Genomic DNA, 17,693 nt, shown 5'->3' with positions numbered 1-17,693 from the left:
AAAATATTTAAGGAACATCATGGCAGGAATTAGTATCTGGCAGCTTGTTATTATTGCCGCTATTGTTGTGTTGCTGTTTGGCACCAAGCGCCTTCGCGGTATTGGCGGCGATCTTGGTGCAACCATTAAAGGCTTTAAGCAGGCAATGGCTGAAGAGCAACCCAAAGAAACCGACTTGATTACTCAACAAAACACGCACAGTGAGCAACCGCAGAAAAAAGTCATTTAAAACTTCGAAACGGCATAACTTGATGGGCTTAAGTCCCTCTAACGGTTGAGGCCCATTGAGTTAACCATAAATAGCCGAACTAAATTCTCTAATGATGGTTCGCACTAAGTGAGAATATCTTAACATTTCTATCTATTCTGGCGATGGGTAGTTGAAGCAGGATGGCACGCTAACGATTTTGCATCGCTAATGTTCACTAGGCGTAAAATCATCTGCAAAACGTCAATAAACTTACCACCCGTGGCTGCGCCGCCTTTAATACCAAAACTTAAAATCCCTGAGGCTTTGACGTAGCAGATTCTTTCGCCCACCGCGCGATATTAACTGTCTGGTATCGCGGCGTTATTAACCCACTCTACTTTATCGTGAATCGATAAATAGGCTGCTAATTTTTCCGTATTATCATAATGACGTTCCATACATAAACCTAAGGTGTCTAAGCCTTATAGAATTTGGAAAGAGTTCATCGGTGAATTGATTTAACGACAAATCAGATTTAGCTAAATTTAGTGAAACTTATCATGCGCTAAGGAGCTATTTGTTGGAACCAGAGGGGACGCCCCCCTCTGCTTTCTCAATAATTACAACATCATTTCTGTAAGCGTTTCAGCTGTACGACTTTGTACGGCAGGTATAGCTTCTGTTATTTCCAAGTTCATCTTGTTTGCTGTGGTTACAATTCTAGTTTCGTATACAATCCACTTGAAATTGTCACCTCTAGTCACAGAACTGTTGCTATTAGAAGACGTAGAAGTATTTTTACTTGTTACTCGCTTTGAGCTATTGTTTTTAGTTGCATTTGAAATAACGTCTCCGTCTAATGGCCGCTCGCGAAGCTGAACATCCATAACAAAAGTATAATATACATCTTCAACTAAAGTATCAGCAAGAAACCCAATGGCAGCACCAGCCACTGCAGCAGTTGCAACGCCAGAACCACTACCACCAGCGATAGCTGATACACTACCAGCAGCAAGAGCTCCTTCTGCTCCGCCCTTATAACCTGAATGCAAATAACGATTAGCGTCAGCTGCTGTCGCTTTTTCAGCCGCGATAATCGAAGCGGTAATCATCATATTTGCTTTGTCAGGATCGTTCGTAACAACAAAACCTTCATTTATAAATAAGCTTTCTAATTGGCGCTGCATATCTTTACGCATAGAATTCCCACTTAAATCGCGTACTTTTGCGTAAACTATACGCTTAGAAGGCGCAACAGGCTCCAAAACCACTGAAAAGGAAGTCTGAGAATCAATAGATAGCTCGCTTTTTTTCATCGCAGTTTGTGCTGCAGAACATCCTAAAAGAATGGTTGATAGGGCTAACACAGGAGCAAATTTTAACAATTTACACTTCATTATAATGAACCTTAATAATTGGAAAAGATTAAAAGCGCCATTATAAAAGCAAGCAGACTAAAAATGAACATCTAACTGTCTTTTTTTTGATTTTTTATTGATTTTAAAAAATGCCTGATTACCGCCTAGCCTCAGCTAGCTTAGGCAAAAGTGAGACCATCTATGAGCTATGCTCGCTTATTCCTTCAACAATTTAAAAACTCTAAGATACTTGATCTCTATTTGAATAGACCTAAATAAACGGGCCTCGTCACACTTCCTCAAGCGTGCCAAAATAATCGTTTACATGACGAAAGAGGTTCGTTCACTTTTTATATTTTTCTTAAATCGCTTGTATAAAACCACTGAAATAAGAACAACACATCCGGCCGCTGCGATTGCAATCCAAAAACCATGACTTACAGTGAAATTATCAACCACCCAACCAGTCACGGCCGCGCCGATAGCAATTCCCATGCCTAAGCCTGTGATCAGCCAAGTCAACCCTTCAGTTAATTGCTGCTTAACAACATTTTTTTCCACTAATCCCATTGCAATAATCATTGTTGGTGCAAAGGCAAGCCCAGCAACAAACATAACCAAAGCTAAGCCAAATACTTGGCTAGCACCTAATAACGCAAAACTAGTAAGTAATGTGAAAAATGCAAAACGAACCAACAGGTCAACCATCGGCACTTTCCATTTCAATGCACCAAAACCAAACCCTGAAATACACGAGCCTAGTGCATACATTGATAGCACAATACTGGCCGCTAAAGGTGAGCCGTGCTGATTTGCAAAAGCAACACTTAGCACATCAACCGCTCCCACAATGACCCCCAAAGCGAGCAAGCATATTGTTAATAGTTGTACGAGCGGATTTCTTAACGCAGAACTCATTACTGTATTCTCACTGGGAACAACTTTAGGCTCAGTAGCCGATTGTGAAACCAGCCAAAGACTGCCTAACAAAAATAAAACAATCGCCAATAGTGGCCCCGCTTGAGGGAAAACCAGAGTACTTAATGCGATAGAAAGTGGTGGGCCGACAACAAAGGCGATTTCATCCAATACAGATTCGAAGGAATATGCGCTATTGAGTAGATCGGGATCTTGTTGCACATAACTCCACCTCGCTCTCACTAAGGCGGGAATGCTTGGCATTATTCCCGCAATAATGGCTGCTATATATAAACTCCAAATCGGTGCTTGAACATAACTTAACCACAGTAAAATCAAGGTTGCCACGACACTTAGCATTGTCGCAGGCAACACCACCGCTCTTTGTCCATATTTATCAATCAGCCTTGATAATTGAGGCGCCGAAAATGCCATTGTAAAAGTAAAAACAGCCGCTATAGAGCCAGCAACCCAATAAGAATCATAAAGTTGTGACATCATTGTAATCAACCCTATCGCCATCATAGACAAGGGCATGCGAGCAATAAAACCCGCACTACTAAAAGCCTTTGTGCCTTTCATTTTAAAAATCATCGAGTAAGGGTTATGCATTTGCTCTCCTTGGGAACACCATTAACATACACTGTGTATGTTAAAATAATTGACATACACTATGTATGTCAATTATAAAAACCTATCCGTTCGCAAAAAAAATATTCTTATGGCTGTATCAAGAAAAAACATGACAGAGAAAACACGCACAGAGCTCATTATGCAAGCGCGGGCTCTATTTGCGAGTAAAGGGTTTTCAGGCACCCCCTTAGAGGAACTTACAGCAGCCGTAGGCCTCACTCGTGGCGCCTTATATCATCATTTTGGCAATAAGAAAGGGCTTTTCTATGCTGTTGTACAATTGATTGATAATGAAATGGATGCGAAGTTAATTGCTGTTGAAAGTCGTGCCAATTCTCCAAAAGAAGCATTAATAAGGCGTGTCGAAACCTACTTAGAAATGGCTTCAGAGCAAGAAGTCCAACGCATTATGTTACGCGATGCATACTCTATACTTGAGCCGGAACAGCTTACCCTAGCAGCGGCTCAATGCATTAAATCGGTTACTGAATTACTGGCTAAAATTCACCCAACAAAATCATCAGTAAAACATCAAGCCATGGCGCATTTTATAAATGGCGGACTGACAAATTTGGCACTATGGATAGCAAACCACAATAACCCAGCTGAAGCAGTTTTAGCAGCCAAAGAAACGGCAAAACAATTACTTGAAAATATAACCGCTGAATAAAGGCGGCATATACCACCTTATCTAATCAGAGAAACTTACAATGTTAAACTTTAGGCAGCGTCTGTTTTATACCAGCAATCATCTCGTCGATATTTTCAATGCCGATAGAATTATCCACGTGTCTTCAGTGAGGTTTACGAGATAACCACTCTATTTTATAAGCCTTGTTTTTCTAAAATTGGGCGATAAAAATGTTTGGTTAACCAAGCAAAGGTTTTCCATACCCATTGCTTTGGTTTGCTTAAATGCTGGCAGTAAACATAGCTATATTCAATTTCTGCTTTGGCTTTACGATTGCGTTTAAACCAAGGCGCACCTGAACTCATGTTAAATCGTAAATTATGCTGCTGGGCATAATTGATAGTAAAGGCAGAAGCGCGCCGATAAAGCCCTAGTTTTTGCGGTTGCTGAAGATCATAACCCAGTATTGGGCATGTCATGTCGCCGTCAATAATCACCATGCCAACACAGGCGAGCATCTCTTCTTGATAAAACAAACCATATAGCGACAACAGCCCCGATTGCACCCCATGGTTAAAGAAAGACAACGTAAATTGAATGTTATGCTCACTGTATTTACCTAAATATAGTGCGTCATAAAGCACTTTAGCCCGCTCTATTTCTTGCTCAGTAACTAACTTTTTAAAAGTCCATTGTGGTTGTTTTAGTAGTCGTAAATCTGTTTTTAAATCTTTGCCTGCAACCACTGCCGACCAGTCTGTATGCAGGTAAACTTGACGAGTAACAATGGCTAACCAACCGTCTTGCTCACAACGCTCAATAATAGGGGAATGTTGGGCTGCATTTAAAGAGCGCAGCAACAGAGCGTGCCCACTGCGGGTTTGCAATGCTTGCGTGCGCAGTTTCGATAAATTAATGGTCTGCCACCCTTGGCAATACATATTAGTAGATAAACATTGATTGTTTAAGGTTTGCACAGTGCCCACCCCCGCTAACTGCAAGGGCTTCTCAACGATCTTAACTAGCTGATAACTAAACCAACGTAAGGCAGCAAAACGTACTTTGGGGATTTCATCTTGTGCATAACCGGTGATTAGCGTTAACGGCGAAACCACATAACTGTTGTTCACCTTGGTGTGGCTGATCGTAGCGGGAATTGTTAACCCTTGCTGCTGATAATACACAAAATCAGCATCCAGTTGCGCAATTTTACTGCCCTCTAACATCATTTCGAAATAACCTTGATGCCACTGCTGCGCGTTTAACATGCTCACTCCCCATTCCATTCAATGTCGTCAGTGCTGGCTGCCGTTACGCTTTTTCGCTGTCGTAATGATTTCAATAATAATTCTCCCGTGCTTAATAGCAGTACCCACGGCCGCAGCGGGTAGCGTTTACTAGCCAAAACGTTGTCACCTTGATGAAAATCACGCCATATCTTAGCGTTCAATAATGCCTTACCCCCACCAGCTAACAACATGGCAAGGCCAACATACTTGGCTTTATTCTGTGAGTTCTCCATTGGCGTGTTCATACTGGGCCAATGTAAGTTATCCGCAATTAGGTGCAAGCCACTGGTTGTCCTTGGGTTACACTCTATAACGTATATGCTGCCTAGGTGCTCGATAAAATCAAAGGATACTTGTCCATGAAAGTGATAAGTACTGACAAAAGCAGACATGAATTCATTGATAGCCCGATTAACTGTTGGCCTAAAATAGGTCGCCGCAGACTGATTAACACGATATTCAGGAAGATAAACTTGGTGAGCGATGATAACGCCACGATCACATAAGGCGTAATTACAAAATGCTTGTCCAGTAAGTTTCTGTTGCTGCACCCAAGACTGTTGCGGACTTACTGTTATTTCTTGCAGGCTGGCCTGATTAATATTACGGATCACTTGCTCGCCAAACCGGCAAAAAGTGGGCTTTAATATGCTGTCCCATTTAAGATCAATTTGCTGTACGCGGGTGATTTTTTTAGTCCTGGGTAGGCGCACTCCCGGCAGCCCTGCTAACAAGGTAAACAATTGAAATTTATCATGTAAGCCAAATAGTAACGGAGCATCACAAATTAAAGTATTAACCCCGTTTAGACGGTGGCTAAACTGGGCTAAGTAAAAAACTTCCTCACAGGTGGGAATAAGTAATGTAATTTGATGTTGTTTAACCAATGCGGTTATTTGGCACTGGTATTGCTTAGGCTCTGATCGCGGCGAACTCGTTTGTATGTAACCGCTGATCCCAGGCACAAATTTGCCAACAGGAAAACGACAGCAATCACTTAGAAATACCTGATGCCCTTGCGCCAATAAAATTCGCGCCCATTCAAGGGCAACAGGCGCTCTGGCTCCTGTAATTAAGATCCGCATAAGTTGATCACTCTACGCTGCTTGTTTGCGGCCTGCCATACTGGTTTAGGCGCAAACATAAATGTCACAGGTAGTACATTTTGCTGCGCAAAAAGCTCACTTAACGCTTGTTGTATTCTCTGGTGATAGGTTGGCTCTGCAGCTATTTCAATGCAATCATCCGCTAGCTGTGAAATTTTATAATCACAATGCTCATCAATTTTTAGAGTGATGGCCCGATAGATAAGATCTGGTAATACAGGCACTTTGCAGCCTTTTTGTCGTCCCTGTCCAAGCAAACTTAAACAGTCGCCACAACGACCGGCTATCGCCCCAATCGCTTCGAATATACCCGAGTCTTGTTTCGCCACAATAATATCGTCCAGTTGATAACGGATCACTGGTTGTGTACGGCGGCGGAAGTCGGTAATTATTGGGCTATAATGAGTTTTTTCTGCATTTAGCCAATGCTTTTCAATTAGCACTATATCTTCGTTCCAACGCATTTGCCCTTGCTGATCCGTGCATCCTAAAAAGCCTTCTGTGCATTGATAAATTTCATGAATCGGGCAGTTAAATTTTTGCTGTAGCCAGTGTTTATCTGCTGGTGTTAGCACTTCAGCCCCAGAAATGATGCGCTGAGGTTGAATGGCTTTCTGGCTGTATTTCCCCGTATACAAGGCGCACAATTGTAATGCTTGGGCACTGCCAATCAACAAGCTGGGTTGAAACGCATCTAACTGCTTCATCCACACTTCAATCGGCAGCGTGATATCTATATAGCAAAACTGAATCGGCCCTTTGTTAACGGTGCCATAAAGTGGGCTATTTGCTCTTAACACTAAGGCAATACGGTGCTTAGTTATCAGGCTGGGTAATAATTTACCGAGAATATTGCCGGCCCAAATCTGTCGCTCTTGTGGGCTGGCCAAAAACAAACCGCGCTGGCCAGATGTGCCTGATGATAACCCCACAGTAATGTCACCAATTGTAGAGTCACTAAAATGGCGCTTTTTCTCCGCATTAATCGCGCATTCAAACAATTGTGCTTGCTCTAATCCACAGGTGTTCAACTGGTCAAAATTTGCCATCATTTGCTGTTTATTCATGATTGGGAATTGATCCAGCTTAGCCCCTTGTAACGCGCGATAATAAGGCGAGTGTCGGCAAACCCAAGCAAGGTGCTTGTCTACTTGTTGCACTTGCCAATCTTGCAGTTGTTGGCGCTGATGAAACCTTTTATAGCGAGCTTTAATAAAAGTATTTAATAACAAAATCACTGCATCCAGCCTTTGGCTTTTAGCGCATTAATAGTTGCTGAACAGTGGGATGGCACAAAATCTATTAGATGCTGATACCGCCGATAGCAATGCCTTAACTGCGCCAAGGTAGCCCGATATTGCGCTACATCGTCACATAAAAAGTTAGCTAACCAATGTTGATCAACCTCATCTGCCAAGCTATCAATCAGCCAACAGGCGTCAGCCAATAAAAAGACCCATCGATTGGTTAATTGACATAACAGGCCAATTTGACCTGCCGCATGTCCAGGCAGTGCGACCAAGTACAAGCTTTGGTCATTAAACAAATCGGCGCATGCTAACTCAATAGCAGGGCCTTCAGAGGCACCTCTCCCGTTTATAACCTGATCAAAGGCCAAAGGAAATTGCGTGTGAATACACAGTTGCTTGGTTATCTCAGCGGGCAATAATTTTTTTAGGTACCCTTTACGCACCCCATTAATTCGCCCTGACTGCTGTATTGAGTTAAGCCCCTGCTGCGTACAGTGAATTTGCGCGCTATTAAACTCGCTCACCGCGGCAATATGATCAGCATGAAAATGGGACAGCACTAAATGGTTTATTTGCAATGGCGCTATTCCAGCAAGCTGTAGTTGCTCAATGATTCCATCACCATGCTTTAACTTACAAGGTGTAGTCCATGCATAGAAACGCTCAGGAAACGTGCGAGTAACAGTGAAAAAATTCTCGTGATAACCCGTATCAAATAATAAATAACCTTGTGATGGATGCTCAATCAAAGCCACGGCGGCAGGAAACGCGCGCGGCTTTAGCCCACTGCCCGGTTTAACAACAAACCCAGGATGCACACAGTGCCCTCCTTCAAACAGTTTTATTTTTAGTCCAGTCGACATAACGCCTGATCCCTTCTGTGATGCTAACACTTGCTTGATAACCCAGTAATTGATTGGCTTTTTCAATATTTAATGTTTGATGAAAATGCAATAAACCCGCGCCATAAACCGTTATTTTTGGCTCAGGACAATGAGCTAAGCGACGTCGAATGTATTCGTTAAGGGCAATGATAGGGGCAATTAAGGCATAGGGTAATGTCACTAAACGCGCTTTATAACCTAAAGCGGTCAGCAAGGCGGCTAACACACTGTTAATAGGCATGGGTTCACCATTGGTGATATTAAATATTTCGCCCTTTGGTAAACTGGGGCCTTTGGCGCAAGCAAGCAATGCCGCTGTTGCCACATTGTCTACATAGGTCAAATCCAGCACTGGGTTTTTAGCCGAAGGGAGCAGTAGATAACGCCCTTTAATTGCAGCTAACAAGCGCGGTACGATGGCTTGGTCATTAGGCCCAAATATGCCGCGAGGACGCAAAATAACACTATGGATTGAACTGGCGAGCACAGCCTGTTCTGCTAGGTATTTCGTTTCAGCATAATCATTACAAAACGGACTGGCTACGGGGTCTTGCTCGGTTATGTTCCAACGGTCAGTAAAGTCAAAATAAACGCTGGTAGTGGATATATGCACAAACGTCTGGATATTATACTGTTCAGCAACGGCTAATAAATTACGAGTAGCTTGCACATTCCCTTGCTCGAATGCTTGGTAGGCTCCCCAAGGACTAGAAAGCGCAGCACAATGAATAATTGCATCGATTTGTTCATCGTTACTTTTATCCTGTTCAATGTCTGCAAAAATTTTACTAATGGCATCCAGATCGCACAAATCCGCCACATGGCCCGTCACTGGATATTTAGCACTTAACTGCTGCACAATGGCGGCATTACGGCCAATAAAATGCAGTTCATGTTCTTGATGATATAAGCGAATAATGGCACTGCCGAGCATACCAGTACCACCGGTAACCAATATCTTCATAGTGTCAGAAATCCCATTCCCAGTGATAACCCCGCTGCCGAGCCAATCAGTAATACTTTTTTGCCGCTATTGGCTTGTTGTTGCCTGAGTAGGTGCAGGTTAATGGGTAGTGATGCCGCGATTTGATTGCCACACTGTGCCACATTATTAACTATTTTTTGTGAACAAAACCCGCTCATTTTAGGCAATCTTTTCAATGCAAGGTGGCTCGCTTGATGCGGCAGTAAATAGTCAATTTGGTCGCGTTGAATATTGCTTTGCTGTAAACCTCGCACTAAAAAAGCCGGCAACGTTGTTGTCATGTGACGAAACAAGGCTTTGCCATCCATTTCAAATTGACTGGCGGCCAATAGTTGCTCTGGCGCCGTGTGATGAGGGTTAACATGACTACCACCAGCTTTAACTTGGCAAAAATCGTAGCCTTGGTGATGAGTTTCAAACAGAGCACCGGTAAATCCTGAGGCATTTGACGCGGCTTGTAACACATAAGCTGCAGCGCCATCGGAAAACAAGGTTGCCACCTCAGTTTTCGCGGGCGTGGTTTTATTCAACGTTATCCCAGTGACAAGCTCACTACTCACGATTAAAATACGCTGGTGTCGTTTAGCCAGAAAAATACATTGGGCGTAATCTAAAGCCGTTAAAAATGATAAGCACGAGCTATTTATGTCTAAACTAGCAAGGTTAACGGGTGCATTTAAGCGGGCCAATACAGCCGCGGCATCATAGGGCAATGCTTGGTGATGAGAAGCGCTAGCATAAACGAGTAAATCTATGTCATTAATGGTTAATGAAGCATTTTTTAGTGCACCTAACGCCGCTTTTGCGGCCATGTAAATAGCCGTTTCATGATTGGCGGCCACGTGGCGTGTTTCGACACCGAATTGGCGTTTACTGGTGCCTTTTTTTAATCCTAAATACAGGTCAAAATCCTTATCTGACCACTTAGTTTCTGGCAGGTAAATATCACTGCCGACAATATCAAATGCCATGAATTTCCTTAAGCTTTACTTACATGTCCAAAAGCCAAGCTCAAACTAGCACGATCTGGTTAACAGTAAACATGTATTGCATTTTTGGGTAGAGTAACTACTTGTAACGAATGGTCATTATTTCAAGGCTCGAATAAAAACCAAGCCGTTGCGGTGCTAAGGCATAACTAAAGCGGCAAGCGCCGCCCTAGTTACTTGCTTACTAAATGGTTAAAGTATACCCAATCAAGGCCTAACCTAAACACGTGTAAACGCTTGATGAGATTTAACGTTCCGGATTGATTGGGTATACATTTAAGCCTTCGCTAAGGCTTGTTCTACATCAGCAATAATGTCGTCGATGTTTTCAATACCAACTGAGATCCTTACCAAATCTTCACTCACGCCCGCTTTGGCTAATTCTTCTGGGTTAAGCTGTCGATGGGTAGTAGAGGCTGGATGGCAGGCTAACGATTTTGCATCGCCAATGTTCACTAGGCGCAAAATCATTTGCAGCGCGTCAATAAACTTGCCGCCCGCCGCAGCGCCGCCTTTAATGCCAAAACTTAAAATTCCTGAAGCTTTACCACCACAGATTTTTTCACACACCTCACGGTATTGACTGTCGGGCAGCGCGGCGTAATTCACCCACTCAACCTTGTCGTGCGCCGATAAATAAGCCGCTAATTTTTCCGCATTTTCACAATGGCGCTCCATGCGTAAACCTAAGGTTTCTAAACCTTGTAGAATTTGGAATGAGTTCATTGGAGAAATCGCCGCACCGGTGTTACGCAGTGGCACCACGCGACAACGACCAATGTAAGCGGCTGCGCCTAAGGCTTCGGTATAAACCACGCCATGGTAAGAAGGATCGGGCTCATTTAAAATGGCAAAGCGCTCTTTGTTGGCCACCCAATCAAATTTACCCGAATCAACAATCGCACCGCCAATTGAAGTGCCGTGACCGCCAATGTATTTGGTTAATGAATGCACCACAATGTCAGCGCCATGTTCAAATGGGCGACATAAAAAAGGTGTCGCTACGGTATTATCCACAATTAAAGGCACGCCATGGCGATGGGCTATTTCGGCCAACTTAGCTAAATCAACCACGTTACCGGCGGGGTTGCCTATCGACTCACAAAAAACCGCACGGGTGTTTTCATCAATGGCGTTTTCAAAACCTTCATAATCATTGAAGTTGACCATTCGCGTTTCAATGCCTTGTTTTGGCAATGAATGAGCAAATAAATTATAAGTGCCACCATAAAGCTGACTAGTACTCACTATATTGGTGCCCACTTCACAAATACATTGAATAGCATAAGTGATAGCCGACATGCCGGACGCCACTGCTAATGCAGCAATACCGCCCTCCATTGCCGCAATGCGCTGCTCTAACACGTCTGTGGTGGGGTTCATGATGCGGGTATAAATATTGCCCGGCACTTTAAGGTCAAATAAATCTGCGCCGTGTTGGGTGTCATCAAAGGTATAAGAAGTGGTTTGATAAATCGGCACCGCCGCCGCTTTTGTGGTCGCTTCTGAGGTGTAGCCGTGATGCAAAGCCAGTGATTCCAATTTCATGTGTCATCCTTAATTTAAATTGCTATGGCAAATAGTACCAATCCAGTTTATGAGATGAGCCCTTAGCGATGATATACCCATCCATAGGGCTCAAAGGGAATAACCCGTTCTTTTTGCCTGCGGCTCCCCATATAAAAGATTGAACACTGATTTTAGCCAATTGGTATAAAACGCTAAAAATATGGCGAATTTATCAACAAAAAGCCAGTCATTGCTTCACAACTGAAATAAATGCTGAAGATATTTCACAATAGTGCAGTGTTTGATTAAAATACGCCTCCTATCAAAAGGAAGAGCCCAATGAAACACAAAGATACCATTTTTGCAGCCCCTGTCGAACAAATGGGCAACTTCACTTTTGATGAAAAAGTGGCCGAAGTTTTTCCTGACATGATCAAGCGCTCAGTGCCGGGCTATTCCAATATTATTTCGGCCATAGGCATGATCACCGCACGCTTTGCCCAGCCCAATACCCAGCTTTATGATTTAGGCTGTTCACTTGGCGCGGCCACCCTAGAAATGCGCCGCAATTTAAAACACAGCGACTGCGCCATTATTGGGGTGGATAACTCGCCTGCGATGGTAGAGCGTTGCCAATTACATGTGGATGCCTTTCGTGGTGACGTCCCCGTGACCATTCACTGCCAAGATATTTGCGATATTGAGATAAGTAATGCCAGCATCGTGGTACTGAACTTCACCTTGCAGTTTATTGACAAAGATAAACGGCATGCCCTAATCGAAAAAATCTATCAAGGTCTGGTGCCGGGCGGCGTTTTAGTGCTGTCGGAAAAATTCCACTTTGACAATGACACCACCCACGATTTTTTGTTCGAGCTGCATCACGACTTTAAACGCGCCAACGGCTATAGCGAATTAGAAATAAGCCAAAAACGCAATGCACTGGAAGATGTGATGGTGCCAGACACCATCGAGCAAAATAAGCAGCGCTTATACCAAGCGGGCTTTACCAATATTGATATGTGGTTTCAGTGTTTCAATTTTGGCTCCATGGTTGCCATTAAATAAAGCAAACAGAATTCATTACCAAGGTACTTCTAAGTGATCATCGATTTTAATAACTTTTATCAGCAAATTGCGAAAAACCGCCTTAGTCATTGGCTAACCACCTTACCGGCGCAATTAGCCCTGTGGCAACAAGACAATTTGCGCGGTGAGTTTCCGAGCTGGCAAAAAGTACTGAAAAAATTCCCTGAGATTGAAACTGAACATATAGATATTGAAAGCCAAGTATCGGTGGGACAAGAAGGTGAACTGCCCAAAGGCGAGCAAGCTAAGCTTGGCAACCTGTTAGAGAAATTTCACCCTTGGCGTAAAGGCCCTTACAAAGTGCACGGCATTCACATTGATACCGAATGGCGCTCTGACTTTAAATGGGATCGCTTATTGCCGCACATTAGCCCGTTAAAATACCGTTATGTGTTAGATGTTGGCTGTGGCAATGGCTATCACATGTGGCGCATGCTGGGTGAAGGGGCTGAGTTTGTAGTGGGCGTTGACCCATCGCAGCTATTTTTATGCCAATTTGAAACCATCCGCCATTTTGCCAATAACAATCAAAACGTGCATTTACTGCCGCTGGGCATTCAAGAACTGCCCGAGTTAAAAGCCTTTGATACGGTGTTTTCCATGGGCGTGCTTTATCATCGAAAATCCCCCATCGACCATATTATGCAGTTAAAATCGCAATTAGTGCCGGGCGGTGAATTAGTGCTTGAAACCATAGTGATTGATGGCGGTGAAAATGATGTATTGGTGCCACGTGATCGTTATGCACAAATGCGCAATATTTGGTTCATCCCGAGCGCAGCCGCGTTAAAGGTATGGGTTGAGAAATGTGACTTTGAAGATGTACGCATTGTCGACATCAGCGAAACCACGGTGGCCGAGCAGCGCAGCACGCAGTGGATGAAAAATGACTCGTTAACCGACTTTTTAGATCCCAAGGATCCCAGCTTAACCATTGAGGGATATCCAGCGCCAAAAAGAGCCGTAATTATCGCGCGAAATCCGGAAAAACGATTAAGCTAAAACTAAATCTTTTGCAGCCTCTTGTAGTCTGTTAATAAATCACTTAGTTTGCCATTGTTATTGCGTACTCAACAATTTGTGTCATAGCTAGGATAAAAATATATGTTTCAAAAAACCGTGTTAGCCGCTTCTGTTTTGCTGCTATCCGCATGTGCTTCCAATGAAAAACCAGCGCCTACTGTTTCTCCCGATTTATTATCCAGCGAGCTGGCTAAAACACAGCAAATTATGGTTGCGCAATGTACACAAATAAACAGCTCTCTCACTGCTGAGCTTGCCCTCTTACGTGAACAGCAAGAAATTCAATTACAAGATCTTAAGCAAACCTTTATAACCACCAGTAAAGAAAAAACCATCGTTGTTGCGCCAGCCCCGATGCCAGAGCCTAAATGCCAAGAAGTGATCATCCCTTCTAAAACGGCAGTGGTGGATGGCACTAAAGCAGGCAAAATCATTGTTGGTGAAGAAGAGTGGGTACATATATCGCCACCGAAGGCCAACTTGTTAGCCCGTGTTGATACTGGTGCCACCGTTTCTTCTATTCATGCTACCAATGTGGTTGAATTTGAACGTGATGGCGAAAAATGGGTCAAGTTTGATATCGCCCATGAGCCAGGCCAGCCCGATATGACGGTAGAGCGAAAAGTGGAACGTTATTCCAACATTCGCCAGTCAACCAGTGACGAAACGGTGAAGCGTCCAGTGGTTAAACTTAATATCCGTTTAGGTACCATTAAAGATTCAGCGGAGTTCACGTTAGCCGATCGCGGCCAGATGAACTATCCGGTATTACTGGGACGGGAATTTCTCAAAGACATTACCTTAGTCGACCCCGGTAAACAGCAGATTCATCCAGAATTTAAGCCAAAATAATTGATAGGCGAGCATTGTAATGCTCGCCTTAATTTTAACCTTTATTAGCAGTAGGATCATTTAATCCCATGACCTCCAGAGCGCCTTTTTACATACTGGTCAGTTTATTGTTTATTACCGGCCTAGCCCTTACTATCCAACGTCACATCTCTCACGAGGTTCCACTGACCCCAGGTGTTAAACGCACCGTGTGGTCAGTTGATGCTAAGGTAGAATTTTTTGCCAATGGCGATAAAGTGAAAGCCTCCCTTGCCACGCCAATGAGTCAGCCGGGTTTTACCGTGTTGCACCAAAATGCCGCTTCTCCTGGCTATGGTTTGAATTTTATTCAGCACAACAATACGCCGCGCGCCGAATGGTCAATTCGTGAAGCCAGTGGTAATCAAGAATTATTTTATAAAGTGCAGCTACTCGAAGATGACAATGCTGACTTATCAGGCTTAGCGAGCATACCTAAAATTGAAATGCCGGAATGGGTTGAGCCTTATGGCACTGCAGCCCAGCAGCTAACCATTGATGTCACGAAACGCAGTGCTGATGCCTTTAGCTATACTAGAGAGCTACTAAAAGAGTTCAATAAAAAACAGTTAAGCCAAAATGCTGAGCTGCTGATTAACAGTGAATCAGATCCCTCGCAGTTAATGGTTAAACTGCTTAACTCAGCAGATATTGCTGCCCGTGTTGTTGGTGGCCTACGCCTTGAAGATGGCCGTCGACGTCAGCCGTTAAATGCATTTGTACAAGTGTATGAGGGCGATAAATGGTTACTGTTTGATGTAAAAAGCGGTAAAGAAGCTAACCGTGAAAACCTGTTACTATGGGAGCAGTCTGATTCTTCTTTACTCGATTTGGTCGGCGGCTCTGATTCACTGGTCACCTTCTCAATGATCAAACAAGATCAACCGGCATTAATGGCGGTAAAAGAAAAACTAAATAGCCAAGACCTACTTAACTTTTCAATTCAAAGCTTGCCAATTGAAGAGCAAGCTCTGTTTAAAGGCATTTTATTAATTCCCTTTGGTGTATTAGTAGTGGTGTTAGTGCGGGTGTTAGTCGGCCTAAAAACCTCAGGCACTTTTATGCCAGTATTAATCGCCATGGCCTTTATCCAAACCAGCTTAATCACCGGTTTAGTCGGCTTTATTATTGTGGTGGGCACTGGCCTTATTATTCGCTCCTACCTGTCTCGGTTAAACCTCCTCTTGGTCTCGCGAATATCCGCGGTGATCATCATGGTTATTTTAATGATCGGCCTGTTCTCGGTGGTTTCTTACAAAGTCGGCTTAAGTGAAGGCCTTAAAATCACCTTCTTCCCGATGATTATTTTGTCATGGACTATCGAGCGGATGTCGGTGTTATGGGAAGAAGAAGGTGCCAAAGAAGTCATTCGCCAAGGCGGCGGCAGCCTGTTTGTTGCAGTGCTCGCTTATTTAGCCATGAATAATGACTACGTTCGCCATATCACCTTCAATTTCTTAGGCGTGCAACTAATTATCATGTCACTGGTTTTATTATTGGGTAGCTACACAGGTTACCGCTTACTCGAATTACACCGCTTTAAATCCATGGTAGGAAAATAATCATGTTTGGCCTATTAGCGAACCCTTTCAAGCTTAAAGCGAAAGGCATCATGGGAATGAATAAACGTAACGGTCATTATATTGGCCGCTATAACAAACGCTCTTTATACCCCTTGGTGGATAATAAATTAAAAACCAAAATCATCGCCGAAGATGCGCAAGTAACCGTGCCTGCGTTAATTGGCGTGATCAGCTCACAAGCCGAAGTAGGCAAAGTAGCAGAGCTGATTAAAGGCCGTAGCGGCTTTGTCATCAAGCCAGCCAAAGGCAGCGGTGGTAAAGGTATATTAGTGATCACTAAGGTTGAACACGATCGCTACTACAAGCCCAATGGCGCAGAAGAGACCCATGACGATTTTGAGCGTCATGTGTCTAACATTTTGGCCGGTCTATTCAGTTTAGGCGGCGCGCAAGACGTGGCAGTAATCGAAGCGTTAATCGAGTTTGATACTGCCTTTGACGGCTTTAGTTACGAAGGCGTGCCCGATGTACGGGTAATTGTTTTCAAAGGCTTCCCGGTAATGGCGATGATGCGTCTATCAACCACCGACTCAGATGGCAAAGCTAACTTGCACCAAGGTGCAGTAGGTGTGGGTATTGACATAGGCAGTGGCAAAGCGCTGCATGCGGTGCAATTTGGTTTACCCGTTACCCATCACCCCGATACTAATCGCGCCCTTAATGAGTTAGAGGTACCGCAATGGGATACCTTGATCCGTTTGGCGGCCAGTTGTTATGAAATGTCGGGATTGGGTTATCTTGGCACCGACATGGTGTTAGATCGTGATAAAGGGCCGATGTTGCTAGAGCTCAATGCCCGCCCCGGTTTAGCAATCCAAGTCGCCAATGGCGCAGGTTTACTGCCACGCTTGCAGTTAGTCGAAAGCCTAGGTGATAAGAAAATGACGCCAGAGCAGCGAGTTGAGTTTGCGATAAAGCATTTTTCTCAAGTGCCTACTATCTAGGCAACACAATCCAGTTTGCCTCTTTACAAGCGTGTTTGGCGAGTCGTCAAATACGCTTTTGCTTCAAAATAAGCAGGCCTGTTCAGAAGTAGCGGCAGGGATCAGTTAACCGCGGAACAAGATATGACAAGCCTCAAATTTTGATGGTTATCTCGATACTGCTACCTCCAATCTTCTACCGACTTAGCTCGGCCCACTGGGCGTCCCCATTATTTTTTGAATAAATTCCTTCAATTTCAGTGCAGTCGACGACTCCGAATCAAAGGAATAATGTCCTTGTTTTGTACCAATCCTATAATTAATCGAATTGCACTCTGTAGTGGTCAACTAAAACTGGCCACCTCGTTATAAGTTTTGAAGTATTCTGCTTCAGCCTTTTGTGGCGATAACCCCTTGTTAAACTGGTGAGGCCTGTACCGATTGAAATAACCGGTAATGTAAC

16 protein-coding genes and 1 pseudogene are annotated in these 17,693 nt (G+C 43.7%); 7 read left to right on the top strand and 10 right to left on the bottom strand.

The window, feature by feature from the left end:
• The first annotated feature begins 19 nt into the window (after positions 1-19).
• Complete coding sequence (tatA, locus tag K6Y31_RS18060) at positions 20-229, top strand: twin-arginine translocase TatA/TatE family subunit (RefSeq protein WP_233054319.1); 210 nt, start codon at positions 20-22, stop codon at positions 227-229.
• A gap of 137 nt (positions 230-366) precedes the next feature.
• On the opposite strand, the pseudogene K6Y31_RS18055 reads toward tatA, so the two are convergent.
• The 3 genes and pseudogenes from K6Y31_RS18055 to K6Y31_RS18045 form a co-directional block, all read right to left on the bottom strand.
• A pseudogene (locus tag K6Y31_RS18055) lies at positions 367-672 on the bottom strand (PLP-dependent transferase); the annotation flags it as partial.
• 138 nt (positions 673-810) lie between these two features.
• Positions 811-1,587: a complement resistance protein TraT gene (gene traT, locus K6Y31_RS18050; protein ID WP_233054317.1), complete on the bottom strand. Its 777-nt coding sequence runs from the start codon at positions 1,585-1,587 to the stop codon at positions 811-813.
• A 282-nt stretch (positions 1,588-1,869) separates the two neighbouring features.
• Positions 1,870-3,078 (bottom strand): MFS transporter, encoded by a 1,209-nt coding sequence (locus K6Y31_RS18045; protein ID WP_233054316.1) that lies wholly within the window; start codon positions 3,076-3,078, stop codon positions 1,870-1,872.
• A gap of 61 nt (positions 3,079-3,139) precedes the next feature.
• On the opposite strand from K6Y31_RS18045, the gene K6Y31_RS18040 reads away from it, so the two are divergent.
• Positions 3,140-3,769: a TetR/AcrR family transcriptional regulator gene (locus tag K6Y31_RS18040; RefSeq protein ID WP_233054315.1), complete on the top strand. Its 630-nt coding sequence runs from the start codon at positions 3,140-3,142 to the stop codon at positions 3,767-3,769.
• A gap of 155 nt (positions 3,770-3,924) precedes the next feature.
• On the opposite strand, the gene K6Y31_RS18035 is transcribed toward K6Y31_RS18040, so the two are convergent.
• The 7 genes from K6Y31_RS18035 to K6Y31_RS18005 all read right to left on the bottom strand — a co-directional run bounded on the left by K6Y31_RS18035 (position 3,925) and on the right by K6Y31_RS18005 (position 11,781).
• A complete protein-coding gene (locus K6Y31_RS18035) occupies positions 3,925-5,004 on the bottom strand; it encodes a hypothetical protein (protein ID WP_233054314.1) in 1,080 nt (359 codons plus the stop codon).
• Entirely contained in the window at positions 5,001-6,104 is a 1,104-nt protein-coding gene (locus K6Y31_RS18030; RefSeq protein ID WP_233054313.1) for an ATP-grasp domain-containing protein, read from the bottom strand. Before K6Y31_RS18030 ends, K6Y31_RS18035 begins: the two co-directional genes overlap by 4 nt.
• Positions 6,092-7,363 (bottom strand): F390 synthetase-related protein, encoded by a 1,272-nt coding sequence (locus K6Y31_RS18025; RefSeq protein WP_233054312.1) that lies wholly within the window; start codon positions 7,361-7,363, stop codon positions 6,092-6,094. Before K6Y31_RS18025 ends, K6Y31_RS18030 begins: the two co-directional genes overlap by 13 nt.
• Positions 7,360-8,238: an MBL fold metallo-hydrolase gene (locus tag K6Y31_RS18020; RefSeq protein WP_233054311.1), complete on the bottom strand. Its 879-nt coding sequence runs from the start codon at positions 8,236-8,238 to the stop codon at positions 7,360-7,362. Before K6Y31_RS18020 ends, K6Y31_RS18025 begins: the two co-directional genes overlap by 4 nt.
• A complete protein-coding gene (locus tag K6Y31_RS18015) occupies positions 8,207-9,223 on the bottom strand; it encodes an NAD-dependent epimerase/dehydratase family protein (protein ID WP_233054310.1) in 1,017 nt (338 codons plus the stop codon). The genes K6Y31_RS18020 and K6Y31_RS18015 overlap by 32 nt, the downstream gene beginning before the upstream one ends.
• Entirely contained in the window at positions 9,220-10,215 is a 996-nt protein-coding gene (locus tag K6Y31_RS18010) for a ketoacyl-ACP synthase III (protein WP_233054309.1), read from the bottom strand. The genes K6Y31_RS18015 and K6Y31_RS18010 overlap by 4 nt, the downstream gene beginning before the upstream one ends.
• A gap of 294 nt (positions 10,216-10,509) precedes the next feature.
• Positions 10,510-11,781, bottom strand: coding sequence for an O-acetylhomoserine aminocarboxypropyltransferase/cysteine synthase family protein (locus K6Y31_RS18005; RefSeq protein WP_233054308.1), 1,272 nt, complete (start codon positions 11,779-11,781; stop codon positions 10,510-10,512).
• 300 nt (positions 11,782-12,081) lie between these two features.
• Between K6Y31_RS18005 and cmoA the strand changes: the two genes are divergently transcribed.
• From cmoA to K6Y31_RS17980, 5 genes are all read left to right on the top strand, one after another.
• Positions 12,082-12,810, top strand: a complete 729-nt coding sequence (gene cmoA, locus K6Y31_RS18000) for a carboxy-S-adenosyl-L-methionine synthase CmoA (protein ID WP_233054307.1) — start codon at positions 12,082-12,084, stop codon at positions 12,808-12,810.
• Between the two features lie 36 nt (positions 12,811-12,846).
• Positions 12,847-13,833, top strand: a complete 987-nt coding sequence (cmoB, locus tag K6Y31_RS17995) for a tRNA 5-methoxyuridine(34)/uridine 5-oxyacetic acid(34) synthase CmoB (RefSeq protein ID WP_427901916.1) — start codon at positions 12,847-12,849, stop codon at positions 13,831-13,833.
• A gap of 102 nt (positions 13,834-13,935) precedes the next feature.
• Positions 13,936-14,706, top strand: coding sequence for an ATP-dependent zinc protease family protein (locus K6Y31_RS17990; RefSeq protein WP_233054305.1), 771 nt, complete (start codon positions 13,936-13,938; stop codon positions 14,704-14,706).
• A gap of 68 nt (positions 14,707-14,774) precedes the next feature.
• Positions 14,775-16,286 (top strand): UUP1 family membrane protein, encoded by a 1,512-nt coding sequence (locus K6Y31_RS17985; RefSeq protein WP_233054304.1) that lies wholly within the window; start codon positions 14,775-14,777, stop codon positions 16,284-16,286.
• 2 nt (positions 16,287-16,288) lie between these two features.
• Positions 16,289-17,251: an alpha-L-glutamate ligase-like protein gene (locus K6Y31_RS17980; protein ID WP_233054303.1), complete on the top strand. Its 963-nt coding sequence runs from the start codon at positions 16,289-16,291 to the stop codon at positions 17,249-17,251.
• The last annotated feature ends 442 nt before the right edge of the window (positions 17,252-17,693 follow it).

This window comes from Motilimonas cestriensis, from assembly GCF_021295315.1.
Lineage (GTDB): Bacteria > Pseudomonadota > Gammaproteobacteria > Enterobacterales > CBDFNC01 > Motilimonas > Motilimonas cestriensis.
Note: the sequence above shows the minus strand (reverse complement) of the source record. Positions and strands in the feature narration are given on the sequence as shown.